This is a genomic window from Pantoea sp. Ap-967 (genome assembly GCF_011752565.1).
Classification (GTDB): Bacteria; Pseudomonadota; Gammaproteobacteria; order Pseudomonadales; family Pseudomonadaceae; genus Aquipseudomonas.
The window spans coordinates 128,514-148,462 of the sequence record NZ_VWXK01000008.1; the positions used below are offsets into that span (position 1 = coordinate 128,514).

The window sequence follows — 19,949 nt, forward strand, 5'->3', positions numbered from 1 at the left end:
CGAATTGTCAGTCCCCCCTGCGCCTCCTTAATCTGAGCCCAACGAAGCACCCTGGCAGGAGAAGCCCGATGCGTGAAGTATTTATCTGTGACGCCATCCGCACCCCGATCGGCCGCTTTGGCGGCGCCCTGGCCGGCGTGCGTGCCGATGACCTGGCGGCGGTGCCGCTCAAGGCGCTGATCGAGCGCAACCCATCGGTACAGTGGGACCAGCTCGACGAAGTGTTCTTCGGTTGCGCCAACCAGGCCGGTGAAGACAACCGCAACGTCGCCCGCATGGCGCTGCTGCTGGCCGGCCTGCCGCAAAGCATTCCAGGCGTCACCCTGAACCGCCTGTGCGCCTCGGGCATGGACGCCATCGGCACGGCCTTCCGCGCCATCGCCAGCGGCGAGATGGAATTGGCCATCGCCGGCGGCGTCGAGTCGATGTCGCGTGCCCCGTTCGTGATGGGCAAGGCCGAAAGCGGTTATTCGCGCAACATGAAACTCGAAGACACCACCATCGGCTGGCGTTTCATCAACCCACTGATGAAGAGCCAGTACGGCGTCGATTCCATGCCGGAAACCGCCGACAACGTGGCCGACGACTACCAGGTTTCCCGCGCCGACCAGGACGCCTTTGCCGTGCGCAGCCAGCAGAAGGCTGCTGCCGCCCAGGCTGCTGGTTTCTTCGCCGAGGAAATCGTGCCGGTGCGCATTGCCCACAAGAAGGGCGAAACCGTGGTCGAGCGTGACGAGCACCTGCGCCCGGACACCACCCTGGAGGCCCTGGCCAAGCTCAAGCCAGTCAATGGCCCGGACAAGACCGTCACCGCCGGCAACGCCTCGGGTGTCAACGACGGTGCCGCAGCGCTGATTCTGGCGTCGGCGGAGGCGGTGAAAAAGCACGGCCTGACCCCACGTGCCCGCGTGCTGGGCATGGCCAGCGCTGGCGTTGCCCCGCGTGTGATGGGCATTGGCCCGGTGCCGGCCGTGCGCAAGCTGACCGAGCGCCTGGGCGTGGCGGTGAGTGACTTTGACGTGATCGAGCTCAACGAAGCCTTCGCCAGCCAAGGCCTGGCGGTGCTGCGTGAGCTGGGTGTGGCCGACGATGCGCCGCAGGTGAACCCCAACGGCGGTGCAATCGCCCTGGGCCACCCGCTGGGTATGAGCGGTGCGCGCCTGGTGCTGACGGCGCTGCACCAGTTGGAGAAGAGTGGTGGACGTAAAGGCCTGGCGACCATGTGTGTGGGCGTCGGCCAAGGGTTGGCGTTGGCCATCGAGCGGGTTTGACCTGTGCTGGCCTCTTCGCGGGGCAAGCCCGCTCCTACAAGGAACCACGCTGCCTTTTGTAGGGGCGGGCTTGCCCCGCGAAGAGGCCGGCACTTCATACACAAGGCCAATGGCCACCCCGCAAGCGGAACGAGTGTGTTACTAGGTATGTCTAGACTTACCTAGGACCCTCCCGGAGTAAAAACGTCATGACCTCAACCTTTTACACCGGCGAAGAACGCAGCAAGCGCATCTTTGCCATCGTCGGTGCTTCGTCCGGCAACTTGGTGGAATGGTTCGACTTCTACGTCTACGCCTTCTGCGCGATCTATTTCGCACCCGCCTTCTTCCCCTCCGACGACCCCACCGTGCAGCTGTTGAACACCGCTGGTGTGTTCGCTGCCGGCTTCCTGATGCGCCCGATCGGCGGCTGGCTGTTCGGCCGCCTGGCCGACCGCCATGGCCGCAAGAATTCGCTGATGATCTCGGTGTTGATGATGTGCTTCGGCTCCCTGATGATCGCCTGCCTGCCCACTTATTCGAGCATTGGCACCCTGGCCCCGGCGCTGCTGTTGCTGGCGCGGTTGATCCAGGGCCTGTCGGTGGGGGGCGAATACGGCACCACCGCCACCTACATGAGTGAAGTGGCCCTGCGCGGCCAGCGCGGGTTCTTCGCCTCGTTCCAGTACGTGACCCTGATCGGCGGCCAGTTGCTGGCGGTGCTGGTGGTGGTGATCCTGCAACAACTGCTGAGTGAAGAGGAACTGCGTGCCTGGGGCTGGCGCATCCCGTTCGTGGTCGGCGCCATCGCCGCGCTGATTTCGCTGATGCTGCGCCGCTCGCTGCACGAAACCAGCAGCGCAGAAACCCGCCAGGACAAAGACGCCGGCACCATCAAGGGCCTGTTCCGCAACCACACCGCCGCGTTCATCACGGTGGTTGGCTACACGGCCGGTGGCTCGCTGATCTTCTACACCTTCACCACCTACATGCAGAAGTACCTGGTGAACACCGCCGGCATGAATGCCAAGAGCGCCAGCTTCGTGATGACCGGTGCGTTGTTCCTGTACATGTTGATGCAGCCGCTTTTCGGCATGCTCTCCGACCGTATCGGCCGGCGTAACTCGATGCTGTTGTTCGGCGCGCTGGGCACACTGTTCACCGTGCCGCTGCTGATGGCCCTGAAGACCGTGAGCAGCCCGTTCATGGCCTTCGTGCTGATTTCCCTGGCCCTGTGCATCGTCAGTTTCTACACCTCGATCAGTGGCCTGGTGAAGGCCGAGATGTTCCCGCCCCAGGTGCGTGCGCTGGGCGTGGGCCTGGCCTACGCGGTGGCTAACGCGGCTTTCGGTGGTTCGGCAGAATATGTCGCCCTGGGCCTTAAGACCATGGGCATGGAAAACACCTTCTACTGGTACGTGACGGCCATGATGGCGATTGCCTTCCTGTTCAGCCTGCGCCTGCCCAAGCAGGCCGAGTACCTGCACCATGACCATTAAGGACGTTGCATGAGCAACCAACTGTTCGACGCCTACTTCACCGCCCCGGCCATGCGCGATGTGTTTTCCGACCGCGGTCGCCTGCAGGGCATGCTCGACTTCGAGGCCGCGCTGGCCCGTGCCGAAGCCGCCGCAGGGCTGGTGCCGCACAGCGCGGTGGCGGCCATCGAGGCCGCCTGCAAGGCCGAGCGTTATGATGTGCCAGCCCTGGCCGATGCCATTGCCAGTGCCGGCAACTCGGCGATTCCGCTGGTCAAGGCGCTGGGCAAGGTCATCGCCACTGGCGTGCCCGAGGCCGAGCGCTATGTGCACCTGGGCGCCACCAGCCAGGATGCGATGGACACCGGCCTGGTCTTGCAGCTGCGCGATGCCCTGGCGCTGCTCGACGCCGACCTCGCCAAGCTGGCCGATACCCTGGCGCACCAGGCCCTGCAGCATGCCGACACGCCCCTGGTCGGGCGTACCTGGCTGCAGCACGCCACCCCGGTGACCCTGGGCATGAAGCTCGCTGGGGTGCTTGGCGCCTTGACCCGCCACCGCCAGCGCCTGCAGGAACTGCGCCCGCGCCTGCTGGTGCTGCAGTTCGGCGGTGCCTCCGGCAGCCTGGCGGCCCTGGGCAGCAAGGCACTGCCTGTGGCCGAGGCGCTGGCTGAACAGCTCAAGCTGGCCCTGCCTGAGCAGCCGTGGCACACCCAGCGCGACCGCCTGGTGGAGTTCGCCTCGGTGCTGGGCCTGGTGGCCGGCAGCCTGGGCAAGTTCGGCCGCGACATCAGCCTGCTGATGCAAACCGAGGCCGGTGAGCTGTTCGAGCCGTCGGCTCCGGGCAAAGGTGGCTCTTCGACCATGCCGCACAAACGCAACCCGGTAGGCGCTGCGGTGCTGATCGGCGCGGCCACCCGTGTGCCGGGCCTGCTCTCGACGATGTTCGCTGCCATGCCCCAGGAGCACGAGCGCAGCCTGGGCCTGTGGCATGCCGAATGGGAAACCCTGCCAGACATCTGCTGCCTGGTTTCCGGCGCCCTGCGCCAGGCCCAGGTCATCGCCGAGGGCATGCAGGTGGATGCCGAGCGCATGCGCCGCAACCTCGACCTGACCCAGGGCCTGGTGCTGGCCGAGGCGGTCAGCATTGTCCTGGCCCAGCGCCTGGGCCGCGACCGCGCCCACCATTTGCTGGAACAATGCTGCCAGCGCGCCGTGGCCGAACAGCGCCACCTGCGTGCGGTGCTTGGCGATGAGCCGCAAGTCAGCGCCGAACTGAGCGCCGAGGAACTCGACCGCCTGCTCGACCCCGCCCACTACCTGGGCCAGGCTCGCGTGTGGGTGGCGCGTGCCGTGGCCGAACATCAACGTTTCACTGCTTGAAGGAGATCGCTGTGGCGCACTTGCAACTGGCCGATGGCGTACTGAACTACCAACTCGATGGCCCGGCCGATGCTCCGGTGCTGGTCCTGTCCAACTCGCTGGGTACTGACCTGGGCATGTGGGACAGCCAGATTCCACTGTGGAGCGAACACTTCCGTGTGCTGCGCTACGACACCCGTGGCCACGGCGCCTCGCTGGTCACCCCCGGCCCCTACAGCATCGAGCAATTGGGCCAGGATGTGCTGGCACTGCTCGACGCGCTGGACATCCAGCACGCGCACTTCGTCGGCCTGTCCATGGGCGGGCTGATCGGCCAGTGGCTGGGCATTCATGCCGGCCTGCGCCTGCACAGCCTGACCCTGTGCAACACCGCGGCGAAAATCGCCAACGACGAGGTGTGGAACACCCGCATCGACACCGTGCTCAAGGGCGGCCAGCAAGCGATGGTCGACCTGCGCGATGGTTCCATCGCCCGCTGGTTCACCCCGGCATTCGCCCAGGCCCAGCCAGGCGAAGCCCAGCGCATCTGCCAGATGCTGGCGCAAACCAGCCCCGAGGGTTACGCAGCCAACTGCGCGGCCGTGCGCGATGGCGACTTCCGTGAGCAACTGGGCCGCATCCAGGTGCCGACCTTGATCGTTGCCGGTAGCGAAGACGTGGTCACCACCCCGGAGCATGGCCGCTTCATGCAGGCCGGTATCATTGGCGCGACCTATGCCGAGTTCCCGGCGGCGCACCTGTCCAACGTCGAGATCGGCGAGGCGTTCAGCCGCCGCGTGCTCGACTTCCTGCTGGCCCGCTGAGGAGTTCGCCATGGATGAGAAACAACGTTACGACGCCGGCATGCAGGTTCGCCGTGCGGTGCTGGGCGACGCCCACGTCGACCGTAGCCTGGAGAAGCTGAACGACTTCAACGGCGAGTTCCAGAACATGATCACCCGCCACGCCTGGGGTGATATCTGGACCCGCCCAGGCCTGCCGCGCCACACCCGTAGCCTGATTACCATCGCCATGCTGATCGGCATGAACCGCAACGACGAACTCAAGCTGCACCTGCGTGCGGCGGCCAACAACGGCGTGACCCGCGACGAGATCAAGGAAGTGCTGATGCAGAGCGCGATCTACTGCGGCATTCCGGCGGCCAATGCCACCTTCCACCTGGCCGAGTCGGTGTGGGACGAGCTGGGCGTGGAGTCGCGGGGCTAAGCCCCGCGTACGACTAGGCCCCGCGCACGGCCACGGGCCCGGCATTGGCTTCCACAGCCTGTTTCAGTGCCGGGCACAGGCCCAACATGAATGCCGCTTCCGCCACCACGAACAGCGGCCCGATGATCAGCCCGCTGATGTCGTCGACGAACGCCGGTTTGCGGCCTTCGTAGTGATGGCCGACGAACTGGATGATCCAGCCCACCACGAATGCCCCCAGCCCGGCGCTCAGCCACAGGCCGGTGGGCTGCACGGCCAGTGCCTGGCCGACCCACAGGCATAGCCCCAGCAGCAGGCCCATCACCAGCCCCAGGCGCAAATCCAGGCGCAGGTAGAAGCGCACCGCGGCGGCGGCGGCGAGCAGGGCGGGGGATAGCCAGATACCGGCCACCTCCCAACCTGGGCGAGACAGCAGGACCGTGACCGCCACGACGATCAGGGGGATGCCGACGAAGTGCGTAGCGATGTTGCGTGGGTCACGGTGGTAGTTGGCGTATTGGCTCAGGTGTTCGACGAGGTTTTTCATTGTTGTTCCTCCCTGGGTGGCCTGATCTGCATTGTGCTGCCTGTGCGGGCCCTTTCGCGGGGCAAGCCCGCTCCTACAACGCGAACAGGCGGGCACTGGCAACCGATATAGCCCAGAATAGCCCGAACCCACCACCATCATCAGCTCAGCGAATGGCCGCCACGCGCATCGGTGCATCCAACTCCACCAATGTCTCGATCATCGCCCGCGCCGCTGGCGACAAGCGGTAGCCGCTGCGGCTGACCACCCCACAACGCACACTCAATACGTCCAGCGCCGGTGGAAGGTTGCGCCAGTGCAGGCGCACCAGGTTGCCCACCGCCAGGTCGTCGGCCACCGCTTCTTCGCTGGCCGTGCCGATCGCATCGCTGGCCAGCACCACGCTGCGCAGCACGGCCAGGTGCTCGGTTTGCAGGTGCGGAACGAAATCGCTGCGGCCACTGAGGTTGGCCAGGCGCTTGCGCACGCCGGGGGCGAGCAGGGCGCTGGCCAGCGGGTAGGCGAACAGGTCGTTGGTCGACAGGCTGTCCTTGGCCAGCAGCGGGTGGCCGGGGCGGCAGAAGAACAGGCCGGGGCGTGGGGTGAGCGGTTCGGTGTGAAAGTTGGGGTCGGCTTCGAACGGGCGAATGTCGTCGACGAAGAATTCGATCTGCTCGCGGCGCAAGGCCTGGCCCAGGCGTTCGGCATTGTCGATGACCAGCGCGGTGCGGATGCCGGGGTGGCGGGCGATGAACTGCTGCAGGGCTTGCGGCACCAGGCGCACGGCCAGGGCCGGGCCGCTGCCGAAGTGCAGCTCGCCAGCGTCGAGCTTGGTCATTTGCAGCACGTCGTTGCTCAACTGCGCAGCGCCTTGCACCAGCCGGCGCGCGTGTTGCAGCACCACCAGGCCTTCGGGGGTGGGGGGCAGGGCCTTGCTGGCGCGGTCGACCAGTGGGCAGCCGAAGGTTTGTTCAAGCCCCTGGATGGCGCGGCTGAAGGCGGGTTGGGTGATACCCATGGCTTCGGCGGCGCGGACGAAACTGCGGTATTCGGTGAGGGCGATGAAATAGCGCAGTTGGCGAAGGTCCATGTCGGGGCTCTGCGGTGGATCAGGGCTCGATTTAAGCGGTTGTTTTATATGTCGTCCAAGAAGGTTTATGGATTTGTTTATATCATTTTATTATTTATGAAGGCTTCTGGCCTCTTCGCGGGGCAAGCCCGCTCCTACAGGTACAGCACAGCTCTCGAAATCTGTGCTGTACCTGTAGGAGCGGGCTTGCCCCGCGAAGAGGCCGGTGTGTTTAAAGGAGATTGAGCGGATAGCTCACGATCAACCGGTTCTCATCGAACGAGTTGGTGCTGAAGTCCCGGCGCATGGTGGAGTTGCGCCACTTCACCGACAGGTCCTTGAAGGTGCCGGACTGAATCACATAGGCCAGCTCGCTTTCCCGCGCCCATTCCTTGCCATCGGTCACGCTGCCGACGGTGACGTTGTCACCCTTGATGTAGCGGTTCATCAAGGTCAGGCCGGGAATGCCGACGTTGACGAAGTTGAAGTCGTGGCGCACCTGCCAGGAGCGTTCCTTGGCGTTGTCGAAGCTTGAGTTGTAGCTGTCGTTAGCCAGGGTGCCGCCGCTAGTGCCATTGACCCGCAGCCAGACATCGTCACCGCTGACCTTCTGCAGGCCAACATAGAAAGTGCTGCCCTTGTAGCGCGCCGAGAGCATCGCCGAGGCGGTGCGGTTGTCGAGTTCACCGGCGCGCTCGGCGCCGTCTTCCTTGCCGATGAAGTAGCCAAGGTTGGCCCCCAGGGTCCAGTCGCCCAGCGGCTGGCTGTGCACCAGGTTGAGGTACTGCTGGCGGTAGATGTCCTTGAGCTGGGCGTCCCACACACCGATCATGGTGCGTTTGTCGTTGAACGTGTATTCACCACCGGCGAAATTGAAGCGGTCGGAGGTGAAGGCGCCGCGGCCGTTGAGCGACATGTCTTCCATGCTGGCGTCGTTGCGCGGGCTGTTGCCGCGGAACTGGCCGGCGTACACCGTCAGGCCGTCGATTTCCTTCGAGGTCAACTGGCCGCCGCGGAAGGTTTGCGGCAGTGAGCGGCCATCGTCGGCCCGCAGGATCGGCAGCACCGGCATCCATTCACCGACCTTCAGTTCGGTTTGCGAGAACTTGGCCTTGAGCGCCACGCCCAGGCGGCCGAAGTCGTCGGCCGGGCGGCCGTCGTCGTGTACCGGCAGCAGGTGGGTGTTGGTGGTGCCTTTGCCGCCGTCGAGCTTGACCGAGTAAAGGCCCAGCACATCGACACCGAAGCCGACCGTGCCCTGGGTGAAGCCCGAGCGTGCATCGAGGATGAAGCTTTGCGTCCATTCCTCGCCCTTGGCCTGGGAATGGGCCGGGTCGACGAAGTTGCGGTTGATGTAGAAGTTGCGCAGGTTGAGGGTGGCCTTGGCGTCTTCCAGGAAGCCGCCGTCGGCAGCCAGTACAGGGAAGGCGCAGGACATGGCCAACAGGCCGGGCAGCAGCTGGCGTGCGGGTTGCGTAGTGCTCATCTGTCGTGGATCTCTTGTTTTTATGGGCGAGCCGGTCTGCTGCAGGGTGCGGCCTGCAGGTGCGGGTCTTTTTGGGATGAACTGTGCAACGTTGCGTGGCTGATGGTGCGGGGCAGGGCAGGGGTGAGGCAATTCGCCGCAAACGGAATTGGGCGGTAATCGAACGCTATGTTCCAGTTGGTTAATTGTTGGACTGAGTCGGCTACCACAAACAAAAAGCCCACCGCGAGGGTGGGCTTTGGGCAATGACCGCTGAATCAGCGCTTGGCGGTTTCCACCGACGCCTGCTGGTTGGCCTGGCCGGTCTGCTCGTACCAGCCGCCACCCAGGGCCTTGTACAGGTTGACCTCGCTGGTCAGCTGCGACAGGCGGTCGCTGATCAGCGACTGCTGGGCGCTGAACAGGTTGCGCTGGGCGTCGAGGAAGGTCAGGTTGCTGTCGATACCGATGCGGTAGCGGCGCTCTGCCAGGCGGTAGTAGTCTTGGTTGGCCTGCACCAGGTCACGCTGTGCCTGCAGCTGCTCTTCGAAGGTCTTGCGCGCCGCCAGGCCATCGGAGACTTCCTGGAAGGCGGTCTGGATGGTCTTTTCGTACTTGGCGATGTTGATGTCCTTCTGGATCTTCGAGTAGTCCAGGCTCGCCTTCAGGCTGCCAGCGTTGAAGATCGGCAGGTTGATCTGCGGCTGGAACAGCCAGGTGCCCTGGCCGCCGCTGAACAGGTGGCCCATGTCCGGGCTCAGGCTACCGGCATTGGCGGTGAGGCTGATGCTCGGGAAGAACGCTGCGCGGGCGGCGCCGATGTTGGCGTTGGCGGCCTTGAGCAGGTGCTCGGCTTCCTGGATGTCCGGGCGGCGCTGCAGGATGTCCGACGGCAGGCCCGCCGGCACTTCGGCCAACTGGTCGGCGTCGAGTTGCAGCGGCTTGGCCAGGTCTGCCGGGATGCCGGTGCCGATCAGCACGGCCAGGCTGTTGACGTCCTGGGCGACCAGGCGCTGGTACTGCGAGTACTTGACCCGTGCGCCTTCCACGGCGGTACGCGCCTGGCTGACATCCAGCGCCGAGGCTACACCCACTTCGTTGCTGCGGCGGGTGAGGTTGAAGCTTTCCTCGTAGGCCTTCAGGGTTTCCTCGGTGAGCTTGAACAGCGCCTGGTCGGCCTGCCAGGTGTAGTAGGCGTTGGCCACGCTGGCCACCAGGGCGATCTGCGTGGAGCGGCGCGCCTGCTCGCTGGACAGGTAGGTTTCCAGGGCCTGCTCGGTGAGGCTGCGCACCCGGCCGAACAGGTCCAGCTCATAGGCGCTGACGCCCAGGGTGGCCGAGTACTGGCTGGTGATGGTGGACTCACCGGTGGTCGACATGTTCGCCGGCAGCCGCTGGCGGGTGCCGCTGGCGGTGGCGGACACCGCCGGGAACAGGTCGGCGCGCTGGATGCGGTACTGGGCGCGGTAGGCGTCGATGTTCAACGCCGCCACGCGCAGGTCGCGGTTGTTCACCAGCGAGGTCTGGATCAGTTGCTGCAGCGCCGGGTCGTGGAAGAACTGGCGCCAGCCCTGCTCGGCGGCGGCGACGTCGGCCGACTGGGTTGGCGAATACGCAGGGCCTTGTGGCCACTGCGCCGGCACCGGCGCGTCCGGGGTCTTGTAATCGGGAATCAGCGAGCAGCCGCCGAGAATGAACGCGGTTACCGCCAGGGACAGCAAAGACTTGGTCATTGCCCAGCCTCATAACGTGGAGTTTCAGGGGTGGCGTCTTTTTTCGGTTCTTTGCTGCCGAACAACGACGACACTGCGACGAAGAATAGCGGTACCCAGAAGATGGCCAGCACGGTGGCACTGATCATGCCGCCGATCACGCCAGTACCGATGGCGTGCTGGCTGCCGGCGCCGGCGCCGCTGGAGATGGTCAACGGTACCACGCCCAGGATGAACGCCAGGGAGGTCATGATGATCGGGCGCAGACGCATGCGGCACGCCTCGATGGCCGAGTCGTACAGGCTGCGGCCTTGCTCGTGCAGTTCCTTGGCGAACTCGACGATCAGGATGGCGTTCTTCGCCGCCAGGCCGATGGTGGTCAGCAGGCCGACCAGGAAGTACACGTCGTTGGACAACCCGCGCAGGCTGGTGGCGATCAGCGCACCGATGATACCCAGTGGCACCACCAGCACGACGGCGATCGGAATCGACCAGCTTTCGTACAGCGCGGCCAGGCAGAGGAACACGAACAGTACCGAAAGGGCGAACAGCGCCGGCATCTGCGAGCCGGAGAGTTTTTCCTCGTAGGACATGCCGGTCCAGGCGTAGCCGACGCCGGTTGGCAGTTCGCCGGCAATGCGCTCGACTTCGGCCATGGCCTCACCGGTACTGTAGCCCGGCGCTGGCGCACCCAGGATCTCCACCGCCTCGACACCGTTGTAGCGCGACAGCTTCGGCGAACCGAAGGTCCACTCGCCCTTGGCGAACGAGGAGAACGGCACCATTTCGCCGGCGCCATTGCGCACGTACCACTTCTGCAGGTCTTCCGGGCTCATCCGGGCGTTGGGTTGCCCCTGGATGTACACCTTCTTGACCCGGCCACGGTCGATGAAGTCGTTGACGTAGCTGGCACCCAGGGCAATCGACAGGGTGTTGTTGATGTCGGCGATGGTCACGCCCAGGGCGCTGGCACGTTCGTCATCGATGGTCAGTTGGTACTGCGGCTCGTCATTCAGGCCGTTCGGGCGCACGGCACTGAGGATCTTGCTTTGCGCGGCCTTGGCCAGGAACTGGTTGCGCGCTTCCATGAGCTTCTCGTGGCCGACGCCGGCGCGGTCCTGCAGGAACACGTCGAAGCCGGTGGCGTTACCCAGTTCGAGTACCGCCGGCGGGGCGAAGGCGAACACCATCGCATCGCGGAAGCTAAAGAAGTGCTGCTGGGCGCGGGTGGCCAGGTTGAACACGCTGTTCTCGGCCGAACGATCACCCCATGGCTTGAGCATGATGAACGCCATGCCCGAGCTCTGGCCGCGGCCGGCGAAGTTGAAGCCGGTGACGGTGAACACCGACGACACGGTGTCGGATTCGTCCTTGAGCAGGTACTCACGCATCTGGTCGACCACCGCCTGGGTACGCTCGGCACTGGAGCCGGCCGGAGTCTGTACCTGGGCGAACAGTACACCCTGGTCTTCCTCGGGCAGGAACGCGGTGGGGATACGGGCGAACAGCCAGATCATGCCGACCACGATCAGCGCATAGGCCAGCAGGAACGGCACCTTGTTGCGCAGGATGGTACCCACGCTGCGCTCGTAGCCGGTCACGCTGCGGTCGAAGTTGCGGTTGAACCAGCCGAAGAAGCCGCCCTTGGCGGTGTGGTGCTCGCCTTTCTTCAGCGGCTTGAGCATGGTCGCGCACAGGGCCGGGGTGAAGATCAGCGCCACCAGCACCGACAGGCCCATGGCCGAGACGATGGTGATGGAGAACTGGCGGTAGATCACACCGGTGGAGCCGCCGAAGAATGCCATTGGCAGCAGTACCGCCGACAGCACCAGGGCGATACCCACCAGGGCGCCCTGGATCTGCCCCATGGAGCGCTTGGTGGCCTCCTTGGGCGGCAGGCCTTCCTCGGACATCACCCGCTCGACGTTTTCCACCACGACGATGGCGTCGTCCACCAGCAAGCCGATGGCCAGCACCATGGCGAACATGGTCAGGGTGTTGATGCTGAAGCCCGCGGCGGCCAGGATGCCGAAGGTACCCAGCAATACCACCGGCACGGTCATGGTGGTGATGATGGTGGCGCGGAAGTTCTGCAGGAACAGGTACATCACCAGGAACACCAGCACCACGGCTTCGATCAGGGTGTGGATTACCCCGCTGATCGACTCGGTGACCACCGGCGTGGTGTCGTACGGGAATACCGCTTTCACCCCAGGCGGGAAGAACGGCTCAAGTTCGGAGATGGTCTTGCGCAGTGCCTTGGCAGTGTCCAGGGCGTTGGCGCCGGTGGCCAGCTTGACCGCCAGGCCCGAGGCCGGCTTGCCGTTGAACTGGGCGCTGACCGCATAGTTTTCACCGCCAAGGCCCACCTCGGCGACGTCGCCCAGGCGTACTTGCGAGCCGTCGGTGTTGACCTTGAGCAGGATCTTCTTGAACTGCTCGGCGGTCTGCAGGCGGGTCTTGCCGATGATGGTGGCGTTGAGCTGGGTGCCGGGCATGGCCGGCAGGCCGCCGAGCTGGCCGGAGGACACCTGCACGTTCTGCGCAGCCACCGCGGTCTTGACGTCGACCGGGGTCAGCTGGAATTTGTTCAGCTTGGCCGGGTCGAGCCAGATACGCATGGCGTACTGGGCACCGAACACCTGGAAGTCACCGACACCGGCAGTCCGCGAAATCGGGTCCTGCATGTTCGAGACGATATAGTTGGACAGGTCGTCCTTGGTCATGCTGCCGTCTTCGGACACCAGGCCGATCACCAGCAGGAAGTTCTTCACTGCCTTGGTAACGCGGATACCTTGCTGCTGCACTTCTTGCGGCAGCAGTGGGGTGGCCAGGTTCAGCTTGTTCTGTACCTGAACCTGAGCGGTGTCGGCGTTGGTGCCCTGCTCGAAGGTGGCGGTAATGGTCATGCTGCCGTCGGAGTTGCTTTCCGACGACACGTAACGCAGGTTGTCGATACCGTTGAGCTGTTGCTCGATCACCTGAACCACGGTGTCCTGCACGGTTTGCGCCGAGGCGCCCGGGTAGGTCACGGCGATGGCGATGGCCGGCGGCGCGATGCTCGGGTACTGGTTGATCGGCAGCTTCAGGATCGACAAGGCGCCGACCAGCATGATCACCAAGGCGATCACCCAGGCGAAGATCGGGCGATCGATAAAGAACTTCGACATGGTTTACTCCGCTTTGGCGTCTGCTTTGGCCGCATTGGCCTGATCAGGGCTGCCCGGCTTCTTGACGTTGGTGGCCTCGGTGGCCTTGACCTCGACACCTGGGCGCACGAACTGCAGGCCTTCGGTGATCAGGCGGTCGCCTGGGTTGAGGCCTTCCTCGATCAGCCACTCGCTGCCCTGGGTGCGGCTGGCCTTGAGCTGGCGCAGTTCCACCTTGTTGTCCTGGTTGACCACCAGGGCGGTCGGCGCGCCCTTGAGGTCGCGGGTCACGCCCTGTTGCGGGGCCAGGATGGCGTTGGCGTTGACCCCGGCCTTGAGGCGGGCGTGCACGAACATGCCGGGCAGCAGGGTGTGGTCAGGGTTGGGGAAGATCGCGCGCAGGGTCACGGAGCCGGTGGTTTCGTCAACCGCCACTTCGGAGAATTCCAGGCGGCCTTCCTGTTTCAGCAGGCTGCCGTCTTCGAGCACCAGTTGTACCGAGGCGGCATTGTCGCCGGCCTTCTGCAGTTGGCCGCTTTCCAGGTCATGGCGCAGCTTGAGCAGCTCGGCGGTGGACTGGGTGACGTCGACGTAGATCGGGTCGAGCTGCTGGATGGTGGCCATGGCGTTGGTCTGGCCATTGCTCACCAGGGCACCTTCGGTGAACGAAGAACGGCCGATACGGCCGCTGATCGGGGCCAGGACCTTGGTGTAGCGCAGGTCGATCTGGGCGCTCTTGAGCGAAGCCTCGGCCTGCAATCGTTTGGCATTGGCGTCGTCGTATTCCTGCTTGGACACCGCCTGTTCGTTGACCAGCTGCTTGTAGCGCTCGGCCAGCGACTTGGTGGCTTGCAGGTTGGCCTGGGCATTGGCCAGGGTGGCTTCGTACACCGACGGGTCGATCTGGTAGAGCTGCTGCCCTTCCTTGACCTCGGAGCCTTCCTTGAACAGGCGCTTGAGGATGATGCCATTGACCTGCGGGCGCACTTCGGCGACGCGGAAGGCCGTGGTGCGCCCCGGCAGTTCCGAGGTCAGGGTGAAGGCCTGGGGCTGCAGGGTGACGACGCCGACCTGAGGAGCCTGCGCTGCGGGCGCTGCTTCTTCTTTCTTACAGCCACTTAGCAGGGTTGCCAGGGCGACGGCGGAAACCAGAGCGGTAACGGCTGGCTTGAATTGCATGAGGATCCTCGGGTCGCAGGAGCAGGGAGACGCTCAAGAGTAATGGAAGAGTCTGGTCAGAAAAATTGCTATCCGAATTGGATAAATAGCTTACTAACGAATATACTTACATTCACGCTTGTTTGTAAATACCGCTGGGTAGTCCATCGCGACTACCGCAGCCCCTGATTAGCCTATCCGGGAGGCACCCTGCAGAGGTGACCCCGGCGGATGCCCCGCGCTGTCAACGTACCCGCGGGCCCAGATGAGGTTGTGCTGCCATGGTCCGTCGAACCAAAGAAGAAGCCCAGGAAACCCGTGCCCAGATCATCGAGGCGGCGGAGAGGGCCTTCTACAAGCGCGGGGTTGCGCGAACCACCCTGGCCGACATCGCCGAGCTGGCGGGCGTGACCCGCGGGGCGATCTACTGGCACTTCAACAACAAGGCTGAGCTGGTGCAGGCGTTGCTCGACAGCCTGCACGAAACCCATGACCACTTGGCACGCGCGAGCGAAAGCGAGGACGAGCTGGACCCGCTTGGCTGCATGCGCAAGCTGCTGTTGCAGGTGCTCAACGAGCTGGTGCTGGACGCCCGAACCCGGCGTATCAATGAAATCCTGCATCACAAGTGCGAGTTCACCGATGACATGTGTGAAATCCGCCAGCAGCGCCAGGGTGCGGTGCTGGACTGCCATGTGGGCATCGACCTGGCCTTGGCCAACGCCGTACGCCGCGGCCAGTTGCCGGCGGAGCTGGATGTCGGGCGTGCGTCCGTTGCCCTGTTCGCCTATGTGGACGGCCTGATAGGGCGCTGGCTGCTGTTGCCGGACAGTTTCGACCTGTTGCGCGACGCAGAAAAATGGGTCGACACAGGGCTGGATATGCTGCGCTTGAGCCCCGCGCTGCGCAAATGACACTTTGTTAAGGATTGTGAGGAAGTGTTTCCCCCGTCCATTAAGGCAGGATTAATGCCTTTCGGTAATCGAGCATAGAACAGATTTCGCCTGGCTGACGCCGCGCCTGGCGGCGCATCGCGAGCTTTGCTCGCTCCTACGGGGGGATTGTGCAGCCCGGGAAAATTACGCAGGCCCGGGGGAATTACGCAGGCCCGGGAGAATTACGCAGGCCCGGGAAAATTACGCAGGCCCGGGGGAATTACGCAGGCCTGGGGGAATTGCGCAGGCCCGGGGGAATTGCGCAGGCCTGGGGGAATTGCGCAGGCCCGGGGGAATTGCGCAGGCCCGGGGGAATTGCGCAGGCCTGGGGGAATTGCGCAGGCCCGGGGGAATTGCGCAGGCCCGGGGGAATTACGCAGGCCCGGGAGAATTACGCAGGCCCGGGGGAATTGCGCAGGCCTGGGGGAATTGCGCACGCCCGGGGGAATTGCGCAGGCCTGGGGGAATTGCGCAGGCCCGGGGGAATTGCGCAGGCCTGGGGGAATTGCGCAGGCCTGGGGGAATTGCGCAGGCCGGGGGGAATTGCGCAGGCCCGGGGGAATTGCGCAGGCCTGGGGGAATTGCGTAGGCCTGGGGGAATTGCGCAGGCCTGGGGGAATTGCGCAGGCCTGGAAAATGCGCAGGCCTGGTAGGAGCGAGCGCAGCTCGCGATGCGCCGCGTACAGCGGCGCTCGATCTCAGCGCCCGCGCAATTGCCGATCAGGCAACACCAGCGCCGCCAGCAACCCCAGCAAGGCAATCGCAGCGCTGCCCAGCAGCAGGTGGCGGAACGTTTCCAGCAGGCGCATTTGCGTCACCGGGTCCGCTTCACCCGCTTTCAGGCTGCCCAGCAGCGGGTTACCCAGCAATTCGAAACCACCCTGGTGCAGCAACCCCAGCAGCAAGCTCGACATGCACGCCACGCCCATCGCCCCGCCCAGGGAACGGAACAGGTTGGTGGTGCTGGTGGCAACGCCAATGTCCTGGCTGGCCACCGCGCTTTGCGTGCCCACCAGCGAGGTGGGGAACTGCAGCCCGCAGGCGATGCCGGTCAGCAGCATGAACACCGCACTCAGCCAGGCTTGCGGCGGGGTCATGGCCATGGCGCAAATCGCCAGCGGCATCAACACGGCGCCGGCCAGGATCTGTGGCTTGAAGCGGCCAGTGCGGCTGGTCATGCGCCCGCCGGTGAAGGCGCCCAGGGGCAGGCCCATGGCCAGTGGCAGCAAGTGCAGCGCGGCGCTGTCGGCGCCCGCGCCGGTGATGCCCTGAAAGCGCAGCGGCATCAGCATGGTCAGCGAAATCGACTGGAAGCTGGCAAAGAAAATCACCACCCAGCACAGCACCGCAACCTTGTTGCCGAACAGCCCCAGCGGCAGCAGCGGCTCCGTGCAGCGCCATTCGTGGCCGACGAACAGGCCAAGGCCCAGCACCGCGCAGCCGAACAGCGTCAGCACCGCCGGAGCCGTCCAGGCCTGGCCCTGGCCGACCAGGGTAATACCCAGCAGCAGGCTCCCCAGGCCGACGATCAGCAGCACCGCGCCCAGGTAGTCGACCCGCGCCTGGCGCCGTTGCACCGGCATGCCGGCCAGCGCCCGGCGAATGGCCCACAGCGCCACCAGGCCCAGCGGCAGGTTGATCCAGAACACCCAGCGCCACGACAGGTACTCGGTCAGCCAGCCGCCGAGCACCGGCCCGGCCACGCTGGCCACGGCGTACATGCTACTGAAGTAACCCTGGTAGCGGCCGCGCTCGCGCGGCGGCACGAAGTCGCCGATGATCGCCTGGCTCACCGACACCATGCCCCCCGCGCCAATGCCCTGGAGCACCCGCGCCAGCACCAGCTGCTGCATGTCCTGGGCCAGGGCACAGGCGATCGAGGCGAGGGTGAACAGGCTGATGCCGGTGAGGATCATGCGCCGGCGGCCATACAGGTCGCCCAGCTTGCCGTAGATCGGCACGGCCACGGTCATGGCCACCATGTAGCCGGAAATCACCCAGGCCAGCAGGCCGACGTCGTTGAACTGGGCCGAGATGGCCGGCATGGACACGGCGACGATGGTCTGGTCCAGGGCGCCGAGGAAAATCGCCAGCATCAGGGCGGTGAGCACGCTGCGCAGGGCGGTGGGGGGGAGGGCGGCTGTCACGGGGGTGGTACCTTTGAAAGACAGTGTCGCCTGCTTCGCGGGGCAAGCCCGCTCCTACAAGAGCGGGCTTGCCCCGCGAAGCAGGCGACGCGATTTCCCGAGATTGTAACCCGAGTTAGGTAGCTTCCTATGTACTATCTGCATCGCCTATGCAAGATCGGCATTGGCGCATTCATCCAGTGCTGCATGGCCGCGTGATATCGTTGGTATGCCACAGAGGCTGAATTCCGCGCTCTGCACCAGCTTGGTGCAGCATTATGCCGCAGGGTTTCGCGGCCACTGTCTCCCACACCTTTTATTCCTCTACCTGCATGTCGAGCATGAGCGCCCAGAAGGCCGAGCTTCGAACACGGCAGGTAGACCCGATTCAGGGGTCGGTAGCAAACGTTCAATTTCTACATTTATAAGCGGAGTGATCATGCCCAAGGCTTCCCATCAAGATCTGCGTTTTGCCTTCCGCGAGCTGCTCGCTTCAGGTTCCTGCTACCACACCGCTTCCGTGTTCGACCCGATGTCGGCGCGTATCGCCGCTGACCTGGGTTTTGAAGTCGGCATCCTCGGCGGTTCGGTCGCCTCGTTGCAGGTGCTGGCAGCACCGGATTTCGCCCTGATCACCCTCAGCGAATTCGTCGAGCAGGCCACCCGCATTGGCCGCGTGGCGCAACTGCCGGTGTTGGCCGACGCCGACCACGGCTATGGCAACGCGCTCAACGTGATGCGCACGGTCATCGAACTGGAGCGCGCCGGTGTCGCTGCGCTGACCATCGAGGACACCCTGCTGCCGGCCCAGTTCGGGCGCAAGTCCACCGACTTGATTTCCGTCGAGGAGGGCGTGGGCAAGATCCGCGCAGCCCTTGAGGCGCGTGTCGATTCCTCGCTGTCGATCATCGCCCGCACCAACGCAGGCGTGCTCAGCACCGAAGAAATCATCGTCCGCACCCAGAGCTACCAGAAGGCCGGTGCCGATGGCATTTGCATGGTCGGGGTGAAGGATTTCGAGCAGTTGGAGAAGATTGCCGAGCACCTGACCGTGCCGCTGATGCTGGTGACCTATGCCAACCCCAACCTGCGCGACGACGAGCGCCTGGCGCGCCTGGGCGTGCGCATCGTGGTCGACGGCCATGCCGCTTACTTCGCCGCCATCAAGGCCACCTACGATTGCCTGCGTCTGCAACGGGGCCAGCAGAACAAGTCGGAAAACCTGAGCGCCACCGAGCTTTCGCACACCTACACCCAGCCGGAGGACTACATCCGCTGGGCCAAGGAATACATGAGCGTCGAAGAGTAAGCGCCTTGGCGCCGTTCGCTCAACGCACGGCGCTCAAGGTAGCGGTGTGGGGCACGCAGTGTTCGTGCTCGCACACATTGGCCGCGCTGGGCTGGCTGCGCAGCAGCTCGGCGCGCCAGCAGGCCGAACCGTAAAGGGCTGCAACCGCCGTCAAGGCCATGACAAGGGCGACTCTTCTTGATTTGATGCCCATGGTGCTCACCTCCAGAAGGGGTGTACACCTGCATTATAGATCCTTGTCCCACTCAGGCTCGTGCTTGAACCGCTGCACCAGGAAGTCCAGCATGCTGCGCAAGGTCGCCGGCATGTGCTTGCGCGAGGTATACACCGCGTTCAGGTTCAGCTCCCGTGGCCTGGCATCGGGCAGCAGGCGCACCAACTCGCCGCTGCGCAGGGCTTCGGCGGCCTGGTAGGTGGGCAGCATGGCAATGCCGGCCCCGGCCACGGCGGCCTTTTGCAGGGTCATCGCCTCGTTGGCGCTGATATTTCCCGCCACCGGCACGGCCAGCGGCTGGCCCTCGACCTCGAAGTGCCACAGGCTGTGGCCGAAGTAGGCGTGGGTCAGGCAGTTGTGCTGGCTCAATTGCTCCACCCGCTGCGGCGTGCCGTGCTCGCGCAGGTAGGCCGGTGCTGCGCACACCACCGAGCGGCATACGCTCAGGCGCCGGGCGATCAGGTTCGGGTCCAGGTCATTGCTGGTGCGGATGGCCAGGTCGATACGCTCGTCCACCAGGTTCACCGTGCGGTCGAGCATCTGCAGTTCAACCTTCACCCCCGGGTAGCGGCGCACGTAGTCGGCCACTGCGTGCACCAGCTGGGCCTGGCCGAACGAGGTGCTGACGCTGATGCGCAGCGCCCCACGGGGGGCATCGTGGGGCTGTTGCACCGCGGCTTGCAGGTCGCCGGCCAGCTCCAGCAGTTGCCGGCAACGGGGCAGGGTTTCCTGGCCGGCGGCGGTAAGGCTGAGCTTGCGCGTGGTGCGCTGCATCAGGCGGGCGCCTACCCAGTCTTCCAGCTCGGCCAGGTAGCGCGACACCACGGGCCGTGACAGTTGCAGGTGGTCTGCCGCGGCGGACTGGCTGCCCAGGTCGACGACAGTGACGAAAACGCGCATGGCGTTGAGACGGTCCATGATTTGCCCGGTTTTAGAAACAAACTATGTTGGAGCATCGCATTTTTTGTGATGAATCGGGCAACTAAGCTG

At 64.8% G+C, this 19,949-nt stretch carries 16 protein-coding genes; 7 read left to right on the top strand and 9 right to left on the bottom strand.

All coding sequences use genetic code 11. From position 1 onward, the window contains the following. Positions 1–68: 68 nt before the first annotated feature. The 5 genes from pcaF (at position 69) to pcaC (ending at position 5,317) form a co-directional block, all read left to right on the top strand. Entirely contained in the window at positions 69–1,271 is a 1,203-nt protein-coding gene (gene pcaF / locus F3J45_RS11050) for a 3-oxoadipyl-CoA thiolase (protein ID WP_167061656.1), read from the top strand. 188 nt (positions 1,272–1,459) lie between these two features. Then, complete coding sequence (locus F3J45_RS11055) at positions 1,460–2,749, top strand: MFS family transporter (protein WP_167061659.1); 1,290 nt, start codon at positions 1,460–1,462, stop codon at positions 2,747–2,749. 9 nt (positions 2,750–2,758) lie between these two features. Beyond that, positions 2,759–4,111, top strand: a complete 1,353-nt coding sequence (locus F3J45_RS11060) for a 3-carboxy-cis,cis-muconate cycloisomerase (protein WP_167061662.1) — start codon at positions 2,759–2,761, stop codon at positions 4,109–4,111. A gap of 11 nt (positions 4,112–4,122) precedes the next feature. Then, positions 4,123–4,914 (top strand): 3-oxoadipate enol-lactonase, encoded by a 792-nt coding sequence (pcaD, locus tag F3J45_RS11065; protein ID WP_167061665.1) that lies wholly within the window; start codon positions 4,123–4,125, stop codon positions 4,912–4,914. Positions 4,915–4,924: 10 nt separating this feature from the next. After that, entirely contained in the window at positions 4,925–5,317 is a 393-nt protein-coding gene (pcaC, locus tag F3J45_RS11070) for a 4-carboxymuconolactone decarboxylase (protein ID WP_167061668.1), read from the top strand. A 13-nt stretch (positions 5,318–5,330) separates the two neighbouring features. Here pcaC and F3J45_RS11075 read toward each other — a convergent pair whose 3' ends face one another. From F3J45_RS11075 to ttgA, 6 genes are all read right to left on the bottom strand, one after another. Then, positions 5,331–5,843, bottom strand: coding sequence for a DUF962 domain-containing protein (locus F3J45_RS11075; RefSeq protein WP_167061671.1), 513 nt, complete (start codon positions 5,841–5,843; stop codon positions 5,331–5,333). 145 nt (positions 5,844–5,988) lie between these two features. Continuing rightward, entirely contained in the window at positions 5,989–6,912 is a 924-nt protein-coding gene (locus tag F3J45_RS11080; protein ID WP_167061674.1) for a LysR family transcriptional regulator, read from the bottom strand. A 211-nt stretch (positions 6,913–7,123) separates the two neighbouring features. After that, positions 7,124–8,377, bottom strand: coding sequence for an OprD family porin (locus tag F3J45_RS11085; RefSeq protein ID WP_167061677.1), 1,254 nt, complete (start codon positions 8,375–8,377; stop codon positions 7,124–7,126). A 257-nt stretch (positions 8,378–8,634) separates the two neighbouring features. After that, a complete protein-coding gene (locus F3J45_RS11090) occupies positions 8,635–10,089 on the bottom strand; it encodes an AdeC/AdeK/OprM family multidrug efflux complex outer membrane factor (protein WP_167061680.1) in 1,455 nt (484 codons plus the stop codon). Then, a complete protein-coding gene (ttgB, locus tag F3J45_RS11095) occupies positions 10,086–13,238 on the bottom strand; it encodes a multidrug efflux RND transporter permease subunit TtgB (protein WP_167061683.1) in 3,153 nt (1,050 codons plus the stop codon). The genes F3J45_RS11090 and ttgB overlap by 4 nt, the downstream gene beginning before the upstream one ends. A gap of 3 nt (positions 13,239–13,241) precedes the next feature. Beyond that, the gene (gene ttgA, locus F3J45_RS11100) at positions 13,242–14,396 is read right to left on the bottom strand and encodes a toluene efflux RND transporter periplasmic adaptor subunit TtgA (RefSeq protein ID WP_167061686.1); all 1,155 of its coding nucleotides are present in this window, start codon (positions 14,394–14,396) and stop codon (positions 13,242–13,244) included. 260 nt (positions 14,397–14,656) lie between these two features. Between ttgA and ttgR the strand changes: the two genes are divergently transcribed. Then, positions 14,657–15,289, top strand: a complete 633-nt coding sequence (gene ttgR / locus F3J45_RS11105; RefSeq protein ID WP_099815743.1) for an efflux transport transcriptional regulator TtgR — start codon at positions 14,657–14,659, stop codon at positions 15,287–15,289. Positions 15,290–16,008: 719 nt separating this feature from the next. On the opposite strand, the gene F3J45_RS11110 is transcribed toward ttgR, so the two are convergent. After that, a complete protein-coding gene (locus tag F3J45_RS11110; protein WP_167061689.1) occupies positions 16,009–17,457 on the bottom strand; it encodes an MDR family MFS transporter in 1,449 nt (482 codons plus the stop codon). Between the two features lie 418 nt (positions 17,458–17,875). Here F3J45_RS11110 and F3J45_RS11115 point away from each other — a divergent pair, with 418 nt between their 5' ends. Then, positions 17,876–18,745: an oxaloacetate decarboxylase gene (locus tag F3J45_RS11115; protein WP_167061692.1), complete on the top strand. Its 870-nt coding sequence runs from the start codon at positions 17,876–17,878 to the stop codon at positions 18,743–18,745. Positions 18,746–18,764: 19 nt separating this feature from the next. Here F3J45_RS11115 and F3J45_RS11120 read toward each other — a convergent pair whose 3' ends face one another. After that, positions 18,765–18,938, bottom strand: coding sequence for a hypothetical protein (locus tag F3J45_RS11120; protein WP_167061695.1), 174 nt, complete (start codon positions 18,936–18,938; stop codon positions 18,765–18,767). A 33-nt stretch (positions 18,939–18,971) separates the two neighbouring features. Further along, complete coding sequence (locus tag F3J45_RS11125) at positions 18,972–19,877, bottom strand: LysR family transcriptional regulator (protein ID WP_167061698.1); 906 nt, start codon at positions 19,875–19,877, stop codon at positions 18,972–18,974. Positions 19,878–19,949: the final 72 nt, after the last annotated feature.